Annotated in this window: 20 protein-coding genes and 1 pseudogene; 10 read left to right on the top strand and 11 right to left on the bottom strand. The window is 63.8% G+C overall.

What is annotated here, in order from left to right; translation table 11 throughout:
* Positions 1-195 precede the first annotated feature (195 nt).
* From iolE to CO664_RS01070, 3 genes are all read left to right on the top strand, one after another.
* Positions 196-1,095, top strand: a complete 900-nt coding sequence (iolE, locus tag CO664_RS01080; RefSeq protein WP_097537724.1) for a myo-inosose-2 dehydratase — start codon at positions 196-198, stop codon at positions 1,093-1,095.
* 191 nt (positions 1,096-1,286) lie between these two features.
* Positions 1,287-2,087 (top strand): 5-deoxy-glucuronate isomerase, encoded by an 801-nt coding sequence (gene iolB, locus CO664_RS01075; protein WP_097525517.1) that lies wholly within the window; start codon positions 1,287-1,289, stop codon positions 2,085-2,087.
* Between the two features lie 80 nt (positions 2,088-2,167).
* Positions 2,168-2,572: a GFA family protein gene (locus CO664_RS01070; RefSeq protein ID WP_037420907.1), complete on the top strand. Its 405-nt coding sequence runs from the start codon at positions 2,168-2,170 to the stop codon at positions 2,570-2,572.
* Positions 2,573-2,833: 261 nt separating this feature from the next.
* Here the strand turns inward: CO664_RS01070 and CO664_RS01065 are convergent, their stop codons facing one another.
* Entirely contained in the window at positions 2,834-3,817 is a 984-nt protein-coding gene (locus CO664_RS01065) for an NAD(P)-dependent oxidoreductase (RefSeq protein ID WP_097537723.1), read from the bottom strand.
* A gap of 75 nt (positions 3,818-3,892) precedes the next feature.
* Positions 3,893-4,417 carry a helix-turn-helix transcriptional regulator gene (locus tag CO664_RS01060; protein ID WP_037420913.1) on the bottom strand — a complete coding sequence of 175 codons (525 nt, stop codon included), beginning with the start codon at positions 4,415-4,417 and terminating at the stop codon, positions 3,893-3,895.
* Positions 4,418-4,519: 102 nt separating this feature from the next.
* Between CO664_RS01060 and CO664_RS01055 the strand changes: the two are divergent.
* The 3 genes and pseudogenes from CO664_RS01055 to CO664_RS01045 form a co-directional block, all read left to right on the top strand.
* A pseudogene (locus tag CO664_RS01055) lies at positions 4,520-5,326 on the top strand (AraC family transcriptional regulator); the annotation flags it as partial.
* A 179-nt stretch (positions 5,327-5,505) separates the two neighbouring features.
* Positions 5,506-6,417, top strand: a complete 912-nt coding sequence (locus CO664_RS01050) for a DMT family transporter (RefSeq protein ID WP_095678049.1) — start codon at positions 5,506-5,508, stop codon at positions 6,415-6,417.
* 14 nt (positions 6,418-6,431) lie between these two features.
* Entirely contained in the window at positions 6,432-7,124 is a 693-nt protein-coding gene (locus CO664_RS01045; RefSeq protein WP_097537722.1) for a phenylalanine--tRNA ligase beta subunit-related protein, read from the top strand.
* Between the two features lie 171 nt (positions 7,125-7,295).
* On the opposite strand, the gene CO664_RS01040 is transcribed toward CO664_RS01045, so the two are convergent.
* Positions 7,296-8,879 (bottom strand): peptide chain release factor 3, encoded by a 1,584-nt coding sequence (locus CO664_RS01040; protein WP_097537721.1) that lies wholly within the window; start codon positions 8,877-8,879, stop codon positions 7,296-7,298.
* 92 nt (positions 8,880-8,971) lie between these two features.
* Here CO664_RS01040 and dut point away from each other — a divergent pair, with 92 nt between their 5' ends.
* Positions 8,972-9,448 (top strand): dUTP diphosphatase, encoded by a 477-nt coding sequence (gene dut, locus CO664_RS01035; RefSeq protein WP_097525513.1) that lies wholly within the window; start codon positions 8,972-8,974, stop codon positions 9,446-9,448.
* Positions 9,449-9,506: 58 nt separating this feature from the next.
* On the opposite strand, the gene CO664_RS01030 is transcribed toward dut, so the two are convergent.
* A complete protein-coding gene (locus CO664_RS01030; protein ID WP_097525512.1) occupies positions 9,507-9,941 on the bottom strand; it encodes an Lrp/AsnC family transcriptional regulator in 435 nt (144 codons plus the stop codon).
* Positions 9,942-10,077: 136 nt separating this feature from the next.
* Between CO664_RS01030 and CO664_RS01025 the strand changes: the two genes are divergently transcribed.
* Positions 10,078-10,989 (top strand): DMT family transporter, encoded by a 912-nt coding sequence (locus CO664_RS01025; RefSeq protein ID WP_097537720.1) that lies wholly within the window; start codon positions 10,078-10,080, stop codon positions 10,987-10,989.
* Positions 10,989-11,294, top strand: a complete 306-nt coding sequence (locus CO664_RS01020) for an NIPSNAP family protein (RefSeq protein WP_097525510.1) — start codon at positions 10,989-10,991, stop codon at positions 11,292-11,294. The genes CO664_RS01025 and CO664_RS01020 overlap by 1 nt, the downstream gene beginning before the upstream one ends.
* Here CO664_RS01020 and CO664_RS01015 read toward each other — a convergent pair.
* Entirely contained in the window at positions 11,272-12,009 is a 738-nt protein-coding gene (locus tag CO664_RS01015) for a gamma-glutamylcyclotransferase (protein ID WP_097537719.1), read from the bottom strand. The two genes, CO664_RS01020 and CO664_RS01015, sit on opposite strands and share 23 nt — an antisense overlap.
* A gap of 74 nt (positions 12,010-12,083) precedes the next feature.
* Positions 12,084-12,716, bottom strand: a complete 633-nt coding sequence (locus CO664_RS01010; protein WP_097537718.1) for a LysE family translocator — start codon at positions 12,714-12,716, stop codon at positions 12,084-12,086.
* A gap of 282 nt (positions 12,717-12,998) precedes the next feature.
* On the opposite strand from CO664_RS01010, the gene cysK reads away from it, so the two are divergent.
* Positions 12,999-13,967 carry a cysteine synthase A gene (gene cysK / locus CO664_RS01005; RefSeq protein ID WP_097537717.1) on the top strand — a complete coding sequence of 323 codons (969 nt, stop codon included), beginning with the start codon at positions 12,999-13,001 and terminating at the stop codon, positions 13,965-13,967.
* Between the two features lie 283 nt (positions 13,968-14,250).
* On the opposite strand, the gene CO664_RS01000 is transcribed toward cysK, so the two are convergent.
* The 5 genes from CO664_RS01000 to CO664_RS00980 all read right to left on the bottom strand — a co-directional run bounded on the left by CO664_RS01000 (position 14,251) and on the right by CO664_RS00980 (position 19,791).
* Positions 14,251-14,787 carry a hypothetical protein gene (locus CO664_RS01000; RefSeq protein WP_141471672.1) on the bottom strand — a complete coding sequence of 179 codons (537 nt, stop codon included), beginning with the start codon at positions 14,785-14,787 and terminating at the stop codon, positions 14,251-14,253.
* Between the two features lie 54 nt (positions 14,788-14,841).
* Positions 14,842-16,374, bottom strand: a complete 1,533-nt coding sequence (locus tag CO664_RS00995) for a YifB family Mg chelatase-like AAA ATPase (protein ID WP_097538551.1) — start codon at positions 16,372-16,374, stop codon at positions 14,842-14,844.
* A gap of 176 nt (positions 16,375-16,550) precedes the next feature.
* Positions 16,551-17,498, bottom strand: coding sequence for a glutathione synthase (gene gshB, locus CO664_RS00990; protein ID WP_097537715.1), 948 nt, complete (start codon positions 17,496-17,498; stop codon positions 16,551-16,553).
* Between the two features lie 176 nt (positions 17,499-17,674).
* Complete coding sequence (locus CO664_RS00985) at positions 17,675-18,667, bottom strand: endonuclease (protein WP_037420949.1); 993 nt, start codon at positions 18,665-18,667, stop codon at positions 17,675-17,677.
* Positions 18,664-19,791 carry a sn-glycerol-3-phosphate import ATP-binding protein UgpC gene (locus CO664_RS00980; protein WP_037420952.1) on the bottom strand — a complete coding sequence of 376 codons (1,128 nt, stop codon included), beginning with the start codon at positions 19,789-19,791 and terminating at the stop codon, positions 18,664-18,666. Before CO664_RS00980 ends, CO664_RS00985 begins: the two co-directional genes overlap by 4 nt.
* Positions 19,792-19,884 lie beyond the last annotated feature (93 nt).

The raw sequence follows: 19,884 nt of genomic DNA, 5'->3' as shown, positions 1-19,884 counted from the left end.
ACATTCAGGGGCCCCTCTCCTCGGGTTTAACCCGAGGACTAGCCCTCTCCCTAAAGCGGGGAGAGGGGACTTCGGAGGCCGCGGCATATCCCTTCTCCTCGTCCTTACGGGGAGAAGGTGGCGGTAGGTTGAGGGGCATTGCGCCAAAAGATAACGAAGCAACCGCTTCGAGCAGACAAACCAGAAAGTGAGACCATGATCCGCTACGGAACCAACCCGATCGCCTGGAGCAACGACGACGACCATTCGATCGGCGCGCATCTGACGCTCGAGGACTGCCTCTCCGATTGCCAGAAGATCGGCTTCGACGGCATCGAGAAGGGCCACAAGATGCCGTCCGATCCGGAGGCGCTGAAGCAGAAGCTCGGCTCCTACGACCTCGTCTTCGTCTCCGGCTGGCACTCGACCAATCTCTTGACCCATGACGTCGAGGCCGAGAAAAAGGCGATCCAGCCGCATCTCGATCTTTTGAAGCACAATGGCTGCAAGGTGGCGATCGTCTGCGAGACCTCGAACGCCATCCATGGCGACGATTCCAAGTCGCTCGTCAGGGACAAGCCGGTGCTGCCGGCCGATCAGTGGAAGAAGTTCGGCGCGGATCTCGAGGTGATCGCTGAGTATTGCGCCGACCAGGGCATCGACCTCGTCTATCACCACCACATGGGCACGATCGTCCAGAGCGGCGAGGAGATCGACCTGTTGATGGAAAACACAGGGCCGGCGACGAAGCTGCTGCTCGACACCGGGCACGCCTGGTTCGGCGGCTCCGATCCGGTGGAAGTGGCGAAGAAATACATGGACCGCGTCCGTCACATTCATTGCAAGAACGTCCGTCCGGCGGTCCGCAAAGTGGTTGAAGGCGAAGGACTCTCATTCCTCGAAGGCGTGCGCCGCGGCGTCTTCACGGTACCCGGCGATGCCGAAGGCGGTGTCGACTTCCTGCCGGTGCTGAAAATCGCCGCCGAACACGGCTATGATGGCTGGCTGGTGATCGAGGCCGAGCAGGATTCGGCGGTGCGCAATCCGTTCGAATACCAGTCCTTGGGCCTGAAATCGTTGAAGGCGTTTGCGAAGGAAGCGGGGCTGGACAAGTAAGCTCTTATTCGTTGGCAGCGCCCCCTCACCCGGCTGCCGCCACCTTCTCCCCGCTCGCGGGGAGAAGGGATATGCAGCGCCGCTTAAAGTCCCCTCTCCCCCTGCAGGGAGAGGGTTAGTCTTCGGGTTAAACCCGAGGAAAGGGGCGGGCCGAGACGCGGCTACAAGGAAGAAAATCAGGAGACCGTCACATGTCCAAACTGCTCGTCAAACCGAAGGCGCAAACCGGTCTGGTCCAGGACATCACGCCGGAGAGCGCCGGCTGGACCTATGTCGGTTTCGCGCTTAACCGGCTGAAGCCAGGGGAAAAGACCGGCGGCGAAGCGGGCGAGAAGGAATTCTGCCTGGTGCTCGTCAGCGGCAGGGCGAAGATCTCCGTCGACGGCGAGGATTTCGGCGAACTCGGCGAGCGCATGACGCCCTTCGAGGGTCAGCCCTATGCCGTCTATGTGCCGAAGGGCAGCGCATGGCAGGCCGAAGCCACGACCGACCTCGAGCTCGCCGTCTGCTCCGCACCCGGTGGCGAAGGCTTCGAGGCGAAGGTGATCCACCCCGGCACGCATCCGCAGATGACGCGCGGCAAGGGCACCAATACCCGCTACGTCACCAATATCATGCCGGAGGACGACGGCTCGGCTCAGTCGCTGCTGGTCGTCGAGGTGATCACGCCGGGCGGCCACACCTCCTCCTACCCGCCGCACAAGCACGACCAGGACAACCTGCCGGCCGAAAGCTATCTCGAGGAAACCTATTACCACCGCCTCAACCCGCCGCAGGGCTTTGCCATGCAGCGCGTCTACACGGACGACCGATCGCTCGACGAGACCATGGCGGTGGAAGACGGCGACGTGGCGCTCGTCCCGAAGGGCTACCATCCGGTCGCCGCCATTCACGGCTACGACTCGTATTATCTCAACGTCATGGCCGGGCCGAAGCGGATCTGGAAGTTCCACAATGCCAAGGAACACGAGTGGCTGTTCACCGGCATCTGAGCCGGGGCGGCAATACACTCGACGAAACGGGCGGGCGCCCTATCGTATCTTGCTGAGGCAAAGCGACGAGGAGCCCTCCCATGCACATCGACGGCCAGTGCCATTGCGGCTTCGTCACCTATGAGGCGGAAATCGATCCCGAGGACGTCTCGATCTGTCACTGCACCGATTGCCAGAAACTCACCGGTTCCGCCTATCGCGTGACGGCGAGCGCGCCGCGCGCCTCCTTCCGGCTCACCGGCGGCGAACCGAAGCTCTACGTCAAGATCGCCGAGAACGGGCGCAAAAGGCTGCAATTCTTCTGCCCGCAATGCGGCTCGCCGGTCTATACCACGGGCACGGATGAGGACGCGGAGGAGATCGGCATCCGTGTCGGCACGATCAACCAGCGGGCCGAACTCACGCCGCGTTCGCAGATCTGGTGCTCCTCCGCCCTGCCTTGGGTCGGCGACATAAGCGCGCTGCCGGGGCGGCCGCGGGAATAAGAGAGGGTGTTGATACCCCCTCTGCCCTGCCGGGCATCTCCCTCACAAGGGTGGAGATTGGCCAGAAGCAATGCCTTGGCCGACCTTAAATTCGACAATGCCGAGGTCGCCGAGGCAACGGCATGTCTCAGTGTAGTTGATTGAGCAGGACATCGCCGCTTGCCGATCTCCCCCCATGCGGGGTAGATGCCCGGCAGGGCAGAGGGGGGTGCGACCCAGGGGTACTCCGCAGATCCGACCCCGCGCAATCTCCGCGTACCACTACGCCACCGGATAGGGCCCCTCGGCGAACACCGTATCATGGTAGCCCTTCGAGCCGATCTCACGCGCCAAGGGACTTCGGAAATCCTCATCCCGGCGAAGGCAAGAAAGCGCGTGCCGGAAATCATATTTGGGCCGCCAGCCGAGAGACGAGATTGCCCGGGCACTCACATAAACCCGGTCGATCGACGGAAAGAGCTTCCAGCCCCGCTCTGCATAGAACGCTTCGCATTCCGGGAATCGGCTCAGGACGACGCGCGCGGCGTCCGTCCTGAGCTCGGCCAGGTCGTTAGGCGAAAAGGGCGTCGGCGCCGAGACGATATAGCGCCCGAAGCCAATCTCCTCTGCCCGCTCCACCGCCGCCAGATGCGCGCTCACCACGTCTTCGATATCGGCCCGGCGGTAGAGGAGTTCGTTCGCCTGAGCATTCTCCGTTTCATAGCGGCCCCGGATTTCCGCATCGTCGTCGGCCTCGGGAAAAAATCGGGAGGTGCGCAGAATGATGGTGGGCAGCCGGTGCCGCCGGGCGAAGAGTTCGCAGAGTCCTTCCGCCGCAAGCTTGCTTGTGCCGTAGATATTGCGTGGAATCGGCGTGACATCCTCGGTGATCCAGGCGGCCGGCGCGCCAGGCGCCGGCGTCAGCGCGGAACCGAAAGCGCTGGTGGTGCTGGTAAAGACGAAGGCGCCGACGCCCGCATCGGCTGCGGCCTCGAGCAGGTTGAGCGTCCCGGTGATATTGGTATCGACGAATTCCGAATAGCCGTGCGTCGCCACATGCGGTTTGTGCAGTGTCGCCGCATGGATGACGGCTCGCACACCCTTGACGGCGTGCCGGACGAAGGCGGGATCGGCGATCGAGCCGAGATGGTCGCTGAATTCCGAGGGCTTGATGTCGACACCGCGCACCGGGCGCCCCGCCCGGCGCAATACTCGCATCAGCGCCTCGCCGAGATGGCCAGCGCTTCCCGTCACCAGAATTGTCATCCGTTCGCTCCTCGTTTCCTGGAAGGCTAAACGCGGCCGGCGAGGAGCGACAAGGCATAAATTATACCCCCGCGATCACGTCAGCGTCGTCACCAGGCGGCCGATCGCTCCGTCCGAAAGTGGAATGCGTTCCCACAGCACGCTGCCCGCGAGGATCGGCACGTCGTCGCGGCCGTTCGGCCCCGTCGCGACGACAAGCGACGACGTCTGGCCGTGATACCAGCCAAGGTCTTGAAGCGTCGCCTCAGCCTGCTGAATGCCCTCCGACGCATAACGGAACATCGGCGTTCCGAGCATATCTCGTCGCCATTCCTTCCGCCGGGCCGGCGACGCCGCCAGCAGCCGATGCGAGTGGTCGCAAATCAGATGGACGCGCGCTGTCGAGGTTTCGACGAGCCGCCTGATGGCCGCATCGGCGGCGGATGCCTGAGGCGCGAAGAGGCGTTCGAGAGCGGCTCGCTGATCCTCGGCGGGCATCAGGACGCCGGTCTCCCAGCGCGATACCGTCGCCTGCGTGACGCCCAGGAGCTCCGCCACGTGGCTCTGCTTGATGCCGCGCATGAGGCGCAAGCGCTTCAACGCGCGTCCTGTGTAAAGCATTGCCACCTCCTCGAAGCCGAACCGCGTGCCGCTTTGCCGCAGGACAACGGAAAGGCTATACCAGCATCGGGCCCAACGAAGAACACAGACGGCGATCGGATCGTGATGAAAGGCCAATTCAGGGTGATGCCGCGCCGCATTGACGGGGTCGACGTGGTCGAAGCCGCGACACGCCATCGCTTCGCGCGCCACACCCATGAGCAATTCGGCATCGGCCTCATTCACCAAGGCGCGCAGAGTTCGCTGAGTGGGCGCGGCACCGTCGAGGCGGAAGCCGGCGACGTGATCACCGTCAATCCGGGCGAGGTCCACGACGGCGCGCCGGTCGGCGACGCCGGTCGCTCCTGGCGGATGCTCTATCTCGCGCCGTCGCTGATCGAGGCTGTCGTCAGCGACATCAGCGAAGGACGAATGCGGACCTGCGAGTTCGCCGTTCCGGTCATCCGCAACGTTGTCCTCGCGGCCCGCTTTCGCGCCCTCTTCGCGGCTGCAGCGACCGCAGACGGCGCCGAGGCGACGCTTCGCTGGGAAGAACTGGGGGTGACGTTGCTTGCCGAGGCGATGCATCTTGTCCCCCGATCCGCCACCGGGCAAAAAGTGCCCGCTTCGATCGCAGCGGCGATCAGTCTGATCGACGACGATCCGCTGACGCCGCTCACCTTGGCGGACCTCGCCCGCGAAAGCGGCTTGAGCCGCTTCCAGGTCGTGCGCGGCTTTGCCAAGGCGACCGGCCTGACGCCGCATGCCTATCTCATGCAACGGCGCATCGATATCGTCCGTCGGCTGATCGGCGAGAGCACGCCGCTTGCGGAGGCGGCGATTGCCGGCGGTTTTGCCGACCAGAGCCATATGACGCGGCTATTCGTCCGCAAATATGGGTTTTCGCCAGGCGCCTATGCGCGGGCTGTCGGCATGCCGCCCAAAAGTGCGCAGCGGTTTTGGGACATCGACATGCACAAAAACAAAGACCCAAAGCGCGTGGCATGAATATGGTTGAATGCGACGCGCTTTAGGACCTGCAATTCCGTTCAAGACCTCCGCCCCCCGATCCGATTTTCTGCCGTCAGCAATCACGGATGGCGGGCAGCATGTCGAAGCAAGCTCAGGGATACTTCTATCTTTCTCTCGCGATGGTTCTTGTGGGGAGCACGGTTGCTGCGAGCAAGATCATCGCGGCCGGCCTGCCGCCTTTCACCGCAACGGCGCTGCGTTTCGCCATCGCCTTCCCGCTCTTGCTGCTGCTGATGCGGCGAACCCGAACGCCGTGGCCGCGGCTCCCAAGGGGCGACTGGCTCATCCTTTTTCTGCAGGCCGGCGCCGGCAGCGTCGGCTATACGACCCTGCTCATTTCCGGCTTGAAGCTCACCCCCGCGGCAGATGCCGGCGTGATCATCGGTACGCTTCCCGTCGTCTCGGCGGCGATCGCCATCGTCATTCTTGGTGAAAGACCGCATCCTTCGACGCTTCTCGCGATCGCTCTTGCCGCCGCAGGCGTGCTGACGATCGTTTTTCGATCGGAGACCGGCGGCATGCATTCGCTCACCGGTAGCGTGCTGATCTTCTGCGCCGTCATCTGCGAAGGGCTGTTCATCCTCCTCAACAAGCGTTTGAAGCGCGCAATCCCACCGCTGACCCTATCCAGTCTGATGGCCGGCCTCGGCGGCGTGATCGCCGCGCCGATTGCGCTTGCGGAGGTTCCCTGGGCCGGATCGATAACCACGGCCGCCATTGCCGCCGTCGCGTATTATGCACTGGTGCCGACCGTCGGCGGCTTCCTGCTCTGGTATGCGGGGCTGGCCAAGGTGAGCGGTACCGAAGCGTCGGTCTTCACAGCGCTTGCGCCCGTATCCGCCGTGCTTTTCGCCTTTGCGGTGCTCGGCGAGCCGCTGACTCGTCATCAACTGCTCGGCATCGGCTGCGTCCTTGCCGCGGTGCTCTGCATCGGCCTTTCCAGGCCGACGACTCCGGGCAGCCTACGGATACGACCCGAACCTCATTGAACAGGAGCAGTCTCATGCATTTCCGTCACTCGACCGATATCTGGACAGAGTTCCCCGAACTTGCGGCGGGCGTCCTCCATGTCGAGGGCATCCATCGGGACGTGCCCGTCGCGGCCCATGCCACTGAGTTCGAGGCCGTCGCGAAAGCCCGACTTGCAGAAGCCGCAGAGGGTGATCTTCCCGAAATACAGGCCTGGCGCCGCGCCTTTTCGCGCATGGGGATGAAGCCGACGCAATATCGCTCAGCCTCCGAGGCGCTGCTCAGGCGGTTCAGGAAGGAGGGAACACTACCCAAAATCCATCCGCTGATCGATCTTTGCAATGCGGCTTCGCTCGCCTTTGCCATTCCGATCGCAGTCTTCGATCTCGACAAGGTGGCGGCCCATCTCGAGGTGCGGCACGCTGACGGCGACGAGGTCTACATGACATTTGCCGGCGACATCGAACATCCTGAGCCGCGGGAGGTCATCTTCACCGACGCCGAGAAACGTGCCCATGCGCGACGCTGGACCAACCGCCAGAGCGGTTATTCGGCCGTGCGCGACGAGACAAAGCGCGTGCTGGTCGTCGCCGAGGCGCTGCACGCCGGCGCGGCGGCCGACGTGAAACGGCTGACCGACGAACTCGGCGCCGCCATCCGCGCCGTCTGGTCCGTCGAGCCTCGATGCGCGATATTGGGCCGGACGGCGCCGCGTCTTGATTGCTGAACGGCCACCATTCGCTTGGTCATCGCCTCACTGCTGCCAAAAAGCTTTGAACGGCTAAGGCGCGTTCCAACCGCGACAGCGAGGATCAAATCCATGCTTGATGGAGGCGTTCCATCACTTGCTGCGCCCAACTGATTCTCGCGCTGCGAATGTCATTCTCGTGGGGGTCGATCACGCCGCCTTGGCGACGTGATATTCCTTGATCGCCACCATTTTGATCGCCGGGTAGCGTTCCGACTCGTAGCGCAGCGAGAAGCCGTCCTGGGCCATGAACACCGGGTCGCCATCGAGGTCGCGGGCGATGTCGCCGCGCCGCGCCGCGATAAACTTTTCGAGTTCGGCGGGATTGTCGGCGGAGACCCAGCGGCAGACGGAGAAACGCGACATTTCGAAGGAGACGGGCAGGCCGTATTCCGCCTGCAGGCGCTCCTTCAGCACGTCGAGCTGCAGCGCGCCGACAACGCCGACGATGGCAGGCGCACCGTCATCGGGGGAGAAGAGCTGCACGACGCCCTCCTCCGCCATCTGCTGCAGCGCCTCCTTCAGCTTCTTCGCCTTCATCGCGTCCTCGAGCCGCACGCGGCGGAGGATTTCCGGCGCGAAGTTCGGCACGCCTTGGAAAACGAGCGGCTCGCCTTCCGTCAGCGTATCGCCGATCCGAAGCGTGCCGTGGTTCGGGATGCCCACCACGTCGCCGGCAAAGGCTGTATCGGCGAGCTGGCGCTGCGAGGCAAAGAAGAACTGCGGGGCGGTAAGCCCCATCTGCTTGCCGGTGCGCGACAGGCGCGCCTTCATGCCGCGCTCGAGCTTGCCCGAGCAGACACGGACGAAGGCGATGCGATCGCGGTGGTTCGGGTCCATGTTCGCCTGGATTTTGAAGACGAAGGCGGTCATCCGGTCGTCGGTCGCCTCGACGGTGCGGATGTCGGCGACCTGGGCGCGCGGCGGCGGCGCGAAGTCGCTGAGCGCATTGATCAGGTCGCGAACGCCGAAATTGCGGAGCGCCGAGCCGAAGAAGACCGGCGTCAGATGGCCCTCGAGGAAGGCTTTGCGGTCGAAGGGCTTGCAGGCCTCGATCGCCAGCATCGTCTCCTCGATGAAGGCGTCGCGCTCGTTCTCCGGCAGGCGATGCGAGGCCATTTCCGGATCGTTGACCTTGGTCAGCCGCTCCTGCGTGTCGGCGCCGCGCACCTCGTTGGTGGCAAGATGATACGTGCCGCAGAAGGTTTTCGAACGGCCGATCGGCCAAGTGACCGGCGCACAGTCGAGTGCCAGCTTTTGCTCGACCTCGTCGAGGATCTCGAAGGGGTCGCGGCTCTCGCGGTCCATCTTGTTGACGAAGGTAATGATCGGAATGTCGCGCAGGCGGCACACCTCGAAGAGCTTGAGCGTGCGCGGCTCGATGCCCTTGGCGGCGTCGATCACCATGACGGCCGCGTCGACCGCCGTCAGCGTGCGATAGGTATCGTCGGCAAAGTCCTCGTGACCGGGCGTGTCGAGCAGGTTGAAGACCGTGTCGTCGTATTCGAAGGTCATCACCGAGGTGACGACCGAGATGCCGCGCTCGCGCTCGATCTTCATCCAGTCGGAACGGGTCTGGATGCGGTCCCTCTTGGCCTTCACCTCGCCGGCGAGCTGGATCGCGCCGCCGAAGAGCAGCAGCTTTTCGGTGAGGGTCGTCTTACCGGCGTCCGGGTGCGAAATGATCGCAAATGTGCGGCGGCGGGAAACCGCCTCGGCAATGCTTTCGGCCATGATCTGAGTATCCTGTGAGTTGCCGCGTCCTTTACAGGCTCGGACGGCAATATGCAATTGACTGCCGGGAGACCGATCCTGCTTATGGCGGAATGGCCATGCACAATTCCATAGACCACCCTGCTCTCGCTCTCGTCCGTCTGCCGCACGCGCGAGACCTCGACCTGCCTGCCTATGAGACGGCCGGGGCCGCGGGCATGGACCTGCGAGCCGCCGTGCCCGCTGATCAGCCGATGACGATTGCGCCCGGCGCTCGCGCGCTGGTGCCCACGGGCTTCATCTTCGAGATCCCCGCCGGCCACGAGGGCCAGGTGCGACCGCGCTCCGGACTTGCCTTCAAGCACGGCATCACTTGCCTCAACACGCCGGGCACGATCGACAGCGACTATCGCGGCGAAGTGAAGGTGCTGCTCATCAATCTCGGCGAGACGGATTTCATCGTCGAGCGCGGCATCCGCATCGCCCAGATGGTGATCGCCCCGGTGATCCAGGTGGCGATCCGCGAGGCAGACGGCGCCGCGCCGACCGAGCGCGGCGCCGGCGGTTTCGGCTCGACGGGAGCTAACTGATGCATGTCCGCCAAAAGTGTGCAGCGGTTTTGGGATAACGACATGCATAAACAAGAATCTATAGCGGCGGCAGGCGCCGCTTGACCGGCGTCGACTTAACGATCGAGGTGTTGGTCTGCGCCTTTTCGGCGATGCGATCGAGGATCGTGTCGAGCTCGCCCATGTCACGGACGAGCATCTTGGCGATGAAGCAATCGTCACCGGTGATCTTGTCGCATTCGACGATTTCCGGTGTCTCCTGGATCAGCTTTTCGACGATGTGCAGCATGCCCGGCATCGGCCGGACGCGGACCACCGCCTGCAGCGGATAGCCGAGCCGCGCCGGGTTGACGGAGACGGTAAAGCCGTTGATCACGCCACGCTCGTCTAGCTTGCGCAGCCTCTCGGCAGCGCTCGGCGAGGAGAGCCCCGCTTCCAGCGCGAGTTCCTTCAGCGACACGCGGGCGTTCGCGGCGAGAATTTCCAGGATACGACGGTCAAGTTCGTCCAGCATCGGCAACTCCGTAAGTCAACTTGGGAAGTTCCCCTTACACAATTAGGCATTCTCTCACAATCTCCTTCGCCAATCCATATATTCGCATCAGCAGACTCATTACTCTGGCGGTCAAGTCATCAGTGGAGCGAGAGCGATGAACAAGGATTTGCGGCGCGGAAGCGCGGAAATGACGGCGGCAATGCTGATATCGGGAACGATCGGCTGGTTCGTACTGATGTCGGGACAGCCGGTCGCCGGCGTCGTCTTTTGGCGCTGCGTCTTCGGGGCCGTGACGCTCGCAATCCTTGCCGCAGCCCTCGGCCTCATCGATCTCAGGCACTTGCGTCCGAAGGTCGTCGGGCTTTCCGTGCTCGGCGGTGTGGCGATCGTCGTCAACTGGCTGCTGCTTTTCGAAGCCTATTCGCACGCCTCGATCTCGATTGCGACGATGGTCTACAACACGCAGCCCTTCATGCTGCTCGGGCTCGGGGCGCTTTTCCTCGGCGAGAAGATCACCCCAACCAAGCTGTTCTGGCTCTCGGTCGCCTTCATCGGCATGCTGGCGATCGTCTCCGCAAAGCCGGCGGGCGGAGCCGGAACCGGTCATTATCTCGCAGGGATCGCCCTCTCGCTCGGCGCCGCCTTCTTCTACGCCATTGCGGCGATCGTCACCAAGCTGCTCAAGGGCACGCCGCCGCAGCTTATCGCGCTGATCCAGGTCTTGACCGGCGCGGCGATACTCGCCCCCTTTGCCATGACGGCGCCGCTGCCGCAGAGCGCAATCCAGTGGACCTTGCTGATCACCATCGGCGTCGTCCACACCGGCATCATGTACATCCTGCTCTATGGCGCGATCCAGCGGCTGCCGACCCATGTGACGGGCGCGCTTTCTTTCATCTACCCGATCGCCGCAATCCTGGTCGACCGCATTGCCTTCGGGCACCAATTGCAGCCCGTGCAGATCCTGGGATCGGCCGCGATCCTGCTGGCAGCGGCCGGCACCAATCTCGGCTGGACGCTTCGTTCGGCCCCACGTATCAAGCAGCACGCCGAACGGAGCGCCTGATGATCACCTGCTATTTGAAATACGTCATCGATCCTTACAAGCTCAAGGAATTCGAGCATTACGCCAAGCTCTGGATTCCGCTGGTGAACCGGCTCGGCGGCAGCCATCACGGCTATTTCATGCCGCATGAGGGCGCCAACAATATTGCGCTCGCGCTCTTCAGCTTTCCCTCGCTCGCAGCCTACGAGACCTATCGCGAGCAGATGGCCGCCGATCCTGAATGCCAAGCGGCCTTCGCCTATGCCGAGGAGACGCGCTGCATTCTAAGCTACGAGCGCAGCTTCATGCGTCCAGTGTTTGAATGAGCTCGCTTGACGCCACGGCTCGATCGCGCTCGATGCACTCCGCTACGAGCGCTTGTAGGCGCCACAAATTGCGATCTCGAATGCCCCTGGCTTCAAGATGCGTTACCGTGTTGAGGAGATACTCCGCGCCCGAGCCGACATGACCGCAGGCGCGCGCCAGGACTTCGGCGACGGCCTCGAGAGGAAGGCTTCCGGCATAGAATGACGAAGCGCGGTTCATGACGAAACCCAGAGCGGGAACGGATCCCTGCCCCGTCTCGACCTTGATCCAGCGGGGCATGCTGTTGGGCGGCTTATAGGTGAACTCACGCCGGAACAGCCTTCCGAGCTGGCCTTCGAGGTCGTCGTTCGGCAGTTCGTAGAGAACGCCGCGGCACTGCCCGCCGCGGTCGAGGGCCATCATCAGACCCGGCTCATCGGGTGTTCCCCGAAAGCGAAGCATCCGCAAGCAGAACGAACGATGCCAGCCCCGGGCGATGCCGATCTCTTCCCTGACATGCTCGATCTCCGGCCTCCAGATCAGTGATCCATAGGCGAAGAGCAAGGTTGGCAAGCCCGGAGCCGGATGGCACTTCATTATCCGCGCCACCCAGTGGTCATAGTCCGCATCTGTGTGCAGTTGCGCTCCGGATCCCGGACCGCCGTCCGCAATCGCTCTGTGGACCTGCGCAACATGGGCCGCGGTCAAGCTGAAGGATGTTGATCTGCCGGACATGGTCAAAATCTCCGCCGAAGAGGATCGCGCAACGGTCCCCCGGGTGCAAGCTGGCCTTTCACGGGTGACCTCGCCTACCGGCGCGCCTCGGCAGCCATGCTGACGGCGAGGCCGGCGAGCACGGTGCTCATCATCCAGCGCTGCACCAGCATGAAGAGGGGCCGGCCTGCGAGGAAGGCGGCGATCGACCCGGCGGTCACCGCGATCGGCGCATTGACGCTGACGCTGATTGCGATCTGCAGGCTGCCGAAAACGAGCGACTGCAGGAGCACGCTTCCGGATTCCGGTCGGATGAACTGCGGCAGCAGCGAAAGGTAGAGCGCCGCCACCTTCGGATTGAGCAGGCTGGTGACGAGGCCCATGACGAAGAGCTTGCGCGGTCCGTCCTGCGGCAGGTCGCGGACCTGGAACGGCGAGCGACCGCCGGGCTTCACGGCCTGCCAGGCGAGGAAGAGGAGATAGAGTGCGCCGGCGAAGCACAGCACGTTGTGGGCGAAGGGAACCGCGAGCAACAGGGCGGTGATGCCGAGCGCGGCGAAGACCATGTAGAAGACGAAGCCGAGTGCCACGCCGCCGAGCGAGACAAGGCCGGCGCCCGGGCCTTGGCAGATCGAACGGGAGATCAGGTAGATCATGTTCGGTCCCGGCGTCAGTACCATGCCGAGCGCAATCAGCGCGAAGCCGATGAGATTGTGAGTTTCGGGCAAGGCCGTTCCCCTTCCGCAGTTTTTCCGGAACGTGCACGGCTCAACGAGTCGCTAGCAACGCCGTTCTTGTCACCGGGTCAATTTTTGCGAGCGATGGTGCGGCGTTCTCAAGCGGAACTTTCCACGCCGTGCTATCCACCGACCGGAAAAACATGCTCCAACCGGCGGGTTTGCTATCGCTTTTTCCTCCGCCTGCCCGCATCCGGCGCTTTCCCGCTCTGGAATGGACCGTTGATTGTTCCTATTCTCATGACAACCATCTTGAGCAACGGGAGAAGCACAATGCCAGAAGCGCGCAAGCCCGGCCGCGGCCGCGTCTTTTCATCAATCACCGAAACGATCGGCGACACTCCCATCGTGCGGCTGGACAGGCTCGCCAGCGAAAAGGGCGTGAAGGCGAACCTGCTTGCCAAGCTCGAGTTCTTCAATCCGATCGCCTCGGTCAAGGACCGCATCGGCGTCGCGATGATCGAAGCGCTTGAGGCGGAGGGCAAGATCGAGCCCGGCCGGACGACGCTGATCGAGCCGACATCGGGCAATACCGGCATAGCGCTTGCCTTCGTGGCCGCCGCCAAAGGCTACAGGCTGATCCTCACCATGCCCGAAACGATGTCGGTCGAGCGGCGCAAGATGCTGTCGCTGCTCGGCGCCGAATTGGTGCTGACCGAAGGGGCAAAGGGCATGAAGGGCGCCATCGCCAAGGCGCAGGAACTCACCGAGACGCTGCCCGACGCCATCATCCCGCAGCAGTTCGAAAATCCGGCCAATCCGGAAATCCATCGCAGGACGACCGCCGAGGAAATCTGGAACGACACCGAAGGCGGCGTCGATATCCTCGTTTCCGGCATCGGCACCGGCGGCACGATCACCGGCGCCGGTCAGGTGCTGAAGGCGCGCAAGCCGTCGGTCAAGGTGATCGCCGTCGAGCCCGAGGAGTCGCCGGTCCTCTCGGGCGGCACGCCGGGACCGCACAAGATCCAGGGCATCGGCGCTGGCTTCGCGCCGCCGATCCTCGACACCTCGATCTATGACGAGGTCGTCACCGTGAATGCGGGCGAAGCGGTCGAAGTGGCACGGCTCGTCGCCACGCTCGAAGGCGTACCGGTCGGTATCTCCTCCGGCGCCGCGCTCCAGGCGGCGATCGAAGTCGGCCGGCGCGAGGAGAATGCCGGCAAGATGATCGTGGTGATCATTCCGTCCTTTGCGGAGCGTTATCTTTCGACGGTGCTTTTCGAGGGGCTGGGCGGGTAGAGGCGCGGGCACTGCGGAGCGGGATGAGAGGAGGTGCTCGGTTTTCCGCCCATACCGCGCTCGATCCCTCGCTGTTCAGCGAGACGACGATCTCGTGCCAATCGCCGGGCTTGTTCATGAGGTCGGCCTTGGTCGAAGCCGCTTTCGCACTCTCCGCACCTCCCTCATCGATCTCATCTTCGAGGCGAACTCGGCGATGAAAGGTTCATCCCGCCGTCCCTGATCGCGATCGCCTGAAAGGGCGCGGACGCTGTAGTGCAGCACGCTTCGGCGTTTCGTGGCGCTATTTCGCAATTCCGGGGCAAAGGCTTTGAAAAATTTCGAGCCTCTCGGCGTAGGAGGCAAGCGAAAGGTTTGGGAGAAAAGCCTCGTCACCGTCGCGGCGGATGAGATAGTCCGTCTCCGACAGCAGCCCTTTCTTGATCATTTCAGGAGACTGCCTGGCGGAGCCGTGAAAGGAATAGCTGGAGCCATGCATGTCCGTCCAGGTGCGCTCGACGCAATTGCCGGTGACGCGGTCAGCGAGCTTCGTCGTCGCGATCACGTCTCCAATGCAGCGCAACGAGTCATCGCGGAGATATTCGACGCAGAAGACTTTCGCGTCCTGCGGCGTGTGCTTCAGGCGGATCACAGCGTTTGCCGTTCCAATTCCCTCCTTCGAAACGATCGTCATCGTCATGCCGATTCTCGCCCCATAGGAGAGCTTGCTTGGGTCCTCGGACACTGCCGACCCCACGGCCGGTCCAAGGAGAATGCCTGCCACAAGGGCGAGCGGCATAACGAAACGGTTTGGTTGGAAGGTGCCGTTGAAGGGGAACACGATAGCGGGCCTTGAGAGATGGACTTGGATTTGTGCAACTGGGCCAGGCGAGCGCTACGCCGCTACCGGCAGGCGCTCGCCGGCGACGCGATAGGAGATCGCTTCGGCGAGATGGATCCGTCCGACGGTCGGTGCTTCGTCGAGATCGGCGAGCGTGCGGGCCACCTTCAGCACACGGTGATAGCCGCGCGCCGAGAACTTCATCTTTTCCGCGGCGTCCCTGAGGAGCTGCAGCCCCGCCGAATCGGGTTCGGCGATTCTCTCGATCATCGCCGTCGATGCCCGGGCATTGCTCGTCAATTCCGGATGGCCGAGGGCGGCGAAGCGACCCCGCTGCAACTCGCGGGCGCGGGCGACGCGGCGCGCGACGACGGCGCTTGCCTCCGCCGTGCCGGGGCGGATGAGGTTGGCGGCACTGACGGCGGGCACGTCGATGCGGATATCGATGCGGTCCATCAGCGGACCGGAAATCCGCGCCTGGTAATCGGCCATGCAGCGCGGGCCGCGGGCGCAGCTGCGGCCCGGCTCGCCGGCCATGCCGCAGCGGCAGGGGTTCATCGCGGCGACGAGCTGGATCGCCGCCGGGTAGCTCACACGGTGATTGGCGCGCGCAATGACGCATTCGGCGGTTTCGAGCGGCTGGCGCAGCGCATCGAGCACCTGCGGGGGAAACTCCGGAAACTCGTCGAGAAACAGGACGCCATGATGGGCGAGCGACGCCTCCCCGGGTTTTGCCCGCAAACCGCCGCCGATCAGCGCCGCCATGGTGGCGGAATGGTGCGGCGCACGGAACGGCCGGCGGTCGGAGAGCTTGCCGCCCGCCAATTGCCCGGCGATCGAATGGATCATCGACACTTCGAGCAGTTCGGCTGGGGAGAGCGGCGGCAGGATGGACGGCAGACGCGACGCCAGCATCGACTTGCCGGAACCGGGAGGGCCTACCATCAGGAGATTGTGATTGCCGGCGGCCGCGACCTCCAGCGCCCGTTTGGCGCTTTCCTGGCCCTTGATGTCGGCGAGATCGGGAAGATCGGCGGCGGCCGCCGGGACCGCCGGTTCGGGGCGGGAGAGCACCTGCGTGCCGCGGAAATGATTGGCGATGGCAATCAGGCTGCGCGGCGCCAGGATATTGATCTCGGCGCCGGCCCAGGCCGCTTCAGCGCCGCTTTCGGCGGGGCAGATCAGCCCCTTGCCGAGTCCATTGGCCCCGATCGCCGCCGGCAGCGCACCGGCAACTGGAGCGATCGTGCCGTCGAGATTGAGCTCGCCGATGACCACATAGCCGGAAAGTGCATCCGCTGGGATGGCGCCGAGCGCCGCCATCAGGCCGAGCGCGATGGCGAGGTCGAAATGGCTGCCTTCCTTGGGCAGGTCGGCCGGCGCCAGATTGACGGTGACCCGCTTGGCCGGCAGCGCCAGGCCCGAGGCGTGCAGCGCCGCCTGGACGCGTTCGCGGCTTTCGGCAACGGCCTTGTCCGGCAGCCCGACGATCTGCATGCCGACCTTGCCAGGAGCCACCATTACCTGGACGTCGACCGGAACGCCCTCGATACCCTGAAACGCAACCGTGCTGACGCGCGCGACCATGATGCCCCCCATTGCTCCAGCCTGCACCGCACAACCGCCGCCGGTAGCAAGCCAAATCTTGCACGGTACGCGCTTAAAAACAAGAACAATAATAGAACAAACGCGCGTGAGGTGAAATCGGCGTGCCGGCGGCATGCCGATCGGGCAGGTCGAACGTTCCTAAACGATTGCGGAGGTCAGCCGCGTTTCTTTTCGATTGCATCCCAGAGCATGCCGGCGACATCGGCGCCGCCGAACTTCTTGACCTCGCGGATTCCAGTCGGCGAAGTGACGTTGATTTCGGTCATGTAATCCCCGATGACATCAATGCCGACGAAGAGGAAGCCGCGTTCTTTCAGCGCCGGTCCGATGCGGTCGCAGATTTCCTTCTCGCGAGCGGTGAGCTCGGTCGCCTCGGCGCGGCCGCCGACATGCATGTTGGAGCGGGCGTCGTGTTCGGCCGGGACGCGGTTGATGGCGCCAACCGGCTCGCCATCGACGAGCAGGATGCGTTTGTCGCCCTTTCGGACCGCCGGCAGATATTCCTGAGCAATGAAGGGCTCGCGAAACATCTGGCCGAACATTTCAAGCAGCGACGAGAGATTGCGATCGTCGCGCGCCGAATGGAAGACTCCGGCGCCGCCATTGCCGTAGAGCGGCTTCAGGATGATGTCGCCCATCTCCTCGCGGAAGCGGGCGATCTCGCTCGCATCCCGCGTGATCAGCGTCCGCGGCATCAGGTCGGGAAATTCGGTGACGAAGATTTTCTCCGGCGAATTGCGCACCCAGGCCGGGTCGTTGACGACGAGCGTCTTCGGGTGAAGCCGCTCCAGAAGATGCGTCGAGGTGATATAGGCCATGTCGAAGGGCGGATCCTGGCGAAGCAGGATGACGTCCATGGTCGAAAGATCGATCCGCTCGGGCTCGTCCAGCGTGAAATGGTCGCCCTTGACGTCGCGCAGCGTCATCTGCTGCGCGGTCGCATAGACCTTGCCGTCACGCAGCGACAGCTTGTCGGGCGTGTAGTGGAACAGCCGGTACCCGCGCGCCTGTGCCTCGAGGCTCATGGCAAAGGTGGAATCGCCCGCAATGGTGATGCCCGAGACATGGTCCATTTGGACCCCGACATTGACGATTCCTGCCATTTTCCCGTTCCCGTTGGTTCCCCTGCCGCATCGCCCAAGGCGGAAATCGCTTCGGCGAAATCATACAGCAATTCAAAGCGCTACCGCGACGATCATGCACCCGCAACGGCGGACACCGCCACAGGAGGCCCGCCACATGTAGAATGCGCAAGGCGCTTAGGCAAGGAGACCGGCGCCTATTGGAAACCCTCGACGAGGCAGGTGATGAGGTCGTGATCGGAGAGCGGCCGCCCTGAGGTGTCGAGCGAGGGAACGATGCGGCTCTCGCCGATCTTCAGCCCCCGCGCTAAGAACCAGTCGAGCTTCATCGCCCGTTTCGGCCAACGGGTGATCAGGCTCGGACGGGTGGTCATCTGATCGAGCGGTCCGCCGTGGCGGGTGAAGCCGCGTGCAGCGCTCGCCGCAAAGAGGCCCTCCGCCTCGAAATCGCCGCCGATATGGTTTCCCGTATTGAGATCGCCGCCGGTCAGGATCGGAAGTTCGGGAAAGGTGGTGTCCAGCTGATCGATCAGTTCCTTCATCTGCCGCTCGCGATAGGCGGCGGTCGTGGCGCTTTCCAAATGCGTGGAAACGGCGACGAAGGGACCCGCTTCGGTCTCGATCACGGCACCGACGGCGCAGCGCTCGCCGAGACGCGGCTGATCGGTGTCGTCCCTGAACCACAGGCGCTCCCCGCAAAGCCGCAACAGGAAGGGACGCCGGAGGGGCACGGCGGTCAGCAAGGCATTGCCGTGGAAGCCCTTGTCGTTGAAGTCGTCCTTGCAGAATTCGCGCTCGGTATCGGAGCCGAGGCCGAGCTCGATGAACTCGACGCCGTAGGCGTATTGCATTTCCAACGCGCTCGCAATCTCGGCCGTCGTGTGGCGCTGGCCGGTGCGGGCCATGCCGTTGTCCATCTCCGAAAGCAGCACGAGCCGCGCCCCGGTCGCGCGGAGATGCTCGGCGCTTTCTTCGGGAAACAGGCAGCGCTCGAGGTTCCAGGCAGCAACAGTGAAGGGAAAGGCAAGCGGCGCTGGCGTCGTGGCGGCGCCGCCGACCTCGATCGTGTTCATCGCCTCGATCCCGGCCATGATCGCGTCATGGGTAGGGATGCTGCGTTCCGTCCGGGCAATGCCCTCGCGGTGCTCTCGCGAAGGAACAGCAAGGGTCGATACGGCTTTCTCAATCACGACACAGGCTCCAAATTCACGGCGTGCGGACGGGCCGGCGCGGCACCGGCCATGCCATCCGTCCGCTCTTGACGATGAAGCCGCTTGCCGTTCTCCGCCGAGAAGAAATGCAGGCGATCCATCGGGATGGCGATGGCAAGCTCGCTGGAAAGCGGCGTTTCCGGCGGCAACGCGACGGTCAGCGGCTGATCCTCGACCGCGCCGTGCACCAGGCGTTGTGCTCCGAGTTCCTCGACATAGTCGACGCGGAAGAGCAAGGCCTGCTCGCCGGCAGATGCCGGGCGCAAGTCTTCCGCCCTGAGCCCGACGGTCACCGGCCCCCGGGTCGGCGCCGGATAGTCGAGGTCGATCGCATGCGTGCCGATATGCAGGCGGCCGCCTTCGAGCATGCCCTTGAGGAGGTTCATCGCCGGCGAGCCGATGAAGCTCGCGACGAAAGTCGAGGCCGGTGCGTGATAGACCTCGAGCGGCCGGCCGATCTGCTCGATGCGGCCGCCGTTCAGCACCACCAGCCGATCGGCGAGCGTCATCGCCTCAAGCTGGTCGTGGGTCACGTAGAGCGAGGTGGTACCGAGCCGCTTCTGCAACCGCTTGATCTCGCCGCGCATCGAGACCCGCAGCTTCGCATCGAGGTTCGAAAGCGGCTCGTCGAAGAGAAAAGCGGCCGGCTTGCGGACGATCGCCCGACCCATGGCGACGCGCTGGCGCTGGCCGCCCGAAAGCGCCCGCGGTTTGCGGTCGAGATAGGGCTCGATCTCCAGCATCCGCGCGGCTTCCGCGACGCGCGCGTCGATCTCCGCCTTCGGCGTCTTCCTGTTCCTGAGGCCATAGGCCAGGTTCTGGTAAACCGTCATGTGCGGATAGAGCGCATAATTCTGGAAGACCATGGCGATGTCGCGTTCGGCCGGATCGACATCGTTGACGAGGCGCGTGCCGATCGTCACGCTGCCTTTCGAGATCGTCTCCAGCCCGGCGACCATGCGCAGAAGCGTGGACTTGCCGCAGCCGGAGGGGCCTACGAGCACGATGAACTCGCCGTCGGCAATGTCGATCGAGACCGACTTTACGGCCTCGACATTGCCCGAGTAGATTTTAGAGACCTCTGCGATATCGATCGCCGCCATGGCTAGCTCCGTTGGTCAATGAGGAATGCGGAGCGGGAACGGATCTAAAACCCGCCGCGCCTCCGGTCGTTCCACTTTGTGTCTGCGCATTTC

This window comes from Sinorhizobium sp. NG07B, assembly GCF_002532005.1.
Classification (GTDB): Bacteria; Pseudomonadota; Alphaproteobacteria; order Rhizobiales; family Rhizobiaceae; genus Sinorhizobium; species Sinorhizobium fredii_C.
Note: the sequence above shows the minus strand (reverse complement) of the source record. Positions and strands in the feature narration are given on the sequence as shown.

Excerpts from the sequence above, each read along its gene's own strand:
- iolB (WP_097525517.1), top strand. The coding sequence starts at position 1,287 with ATGTCCAAACTGCTCGTCAAACCGAAGGCGCAAACCGGTCTGGTCCAG.
- CO664_RS01030 (WP_097525512.1), bottom strand. The coding sequence starts at position 9,941 with ATGCTGGACGAACTTGACCGTCGTATCCTGGAAATTCTCGCCGCGAAC.
- cysK (WP_097537717.1), top strand. The coding sequence starts at position 12,999 with ATGCCAGAAGCGCGCAAGCCCGGCCGCGGCCGCGTCTTTTCATCAATC.
- iolE (WP_097537724.1), top strand. The coding sequence starts at position 196 with ATGATCCGCTACGGAACCAACCCGATCGCCTGGAGCAACGACGACGAC.
- dut (WP_097525513.1), top strand. The coding sequence starts at position 8,972 with ATGGCCATGCACAATTCCATAGACCACCCTGCTCTCGCTCTCGTCCGT.
- CO664_RS01065 (WP_097537723.1), bottom strand. The coding sequence starts at position 3,817 with ATGACAATTCTGGTGACGGGAAGCGCTGGCCATCTCGGCGAGGCGCTG.
- CO664_RS01070 (WP_037420907.1), top strand. The coding sequence starts at position 2,168 with ATGCACATCGACGGCCAGTGCCATTGCGGCTTCGTCACCTATGAGGCG.
- CO664_RS01050 (WP_095678049.1), top strand. The coding sequence starts at position 5,506 with ATGTCGAAGCAAGCTCAGGGATACTTCTATCTTTCTCTCGCGATGGTT.
- CO664_RS01060 (WP_037420913.1), bottom strand. The coding sequence starts at position 4,417 with ATGCTTTACACAGGACGCGCGTTGAAGCGCTTGCGCCTCATGCGCGGC.
- CO664_RS01025 (WP_097537720.1), top strand. The coding sequence starts at position 10,078 with ATGAACAAGGATTTGCGGCGCGGAAGCGCGGAAATGACGGCGGCAATG.
- CO664_RS01040 (WP_097537721.1), bottom strand. The coding sequence starts at position 8,879 with ATGGCCGAAAGCATTGCCGAGGCGGTTTCCCGCCGCCGCACATTTGCG.
- CO664_RS01015 (WP_097537719.1), bottom strand. The coding sequence starts at position 12,009 with ATGTCCGGCAGATCAACATCCTTCAGCTTGACCGCGGCCCATGTTGCG.
- CO664_RS01045 (WP_097537722.1), top strand. The coding sequence starts at position 6,432 with ATGCATTTCCGTCACTCGACCGATATCTGGACAGAGTTCCCCGAACTT.
- CO664_RS00995 (WP_097538551.1), bottom strand. The coding sequence starts at position 16,374 with ATGGTCGCGCGCGTCAGCACGGTTGCGTTTCAGGGTATCGAGGGCGTT.
- gshB (WP_097537715.1), bottom strand. The coding sequence starts at position 17,498 with ATGGCAGGAATCGTCAATGTCGGGGTCCAAATGGACCATGTCTCGGGC.
- CO664_RS00980 (WP_037420952.1), bottom strand. The coding sequence starts at position 19,791 with ATGGCGGCGATCGATATCGCAGAGGTCTCTAAAATCTACTCGGGCAAT.
- CO664_RS01020 (WP_097525510.1), top strand. The coding sequence starts at position 10,989 with ATGATCACCTGCTATTTGAAATACGTCATCGATCCTTACAAGCTCAAG.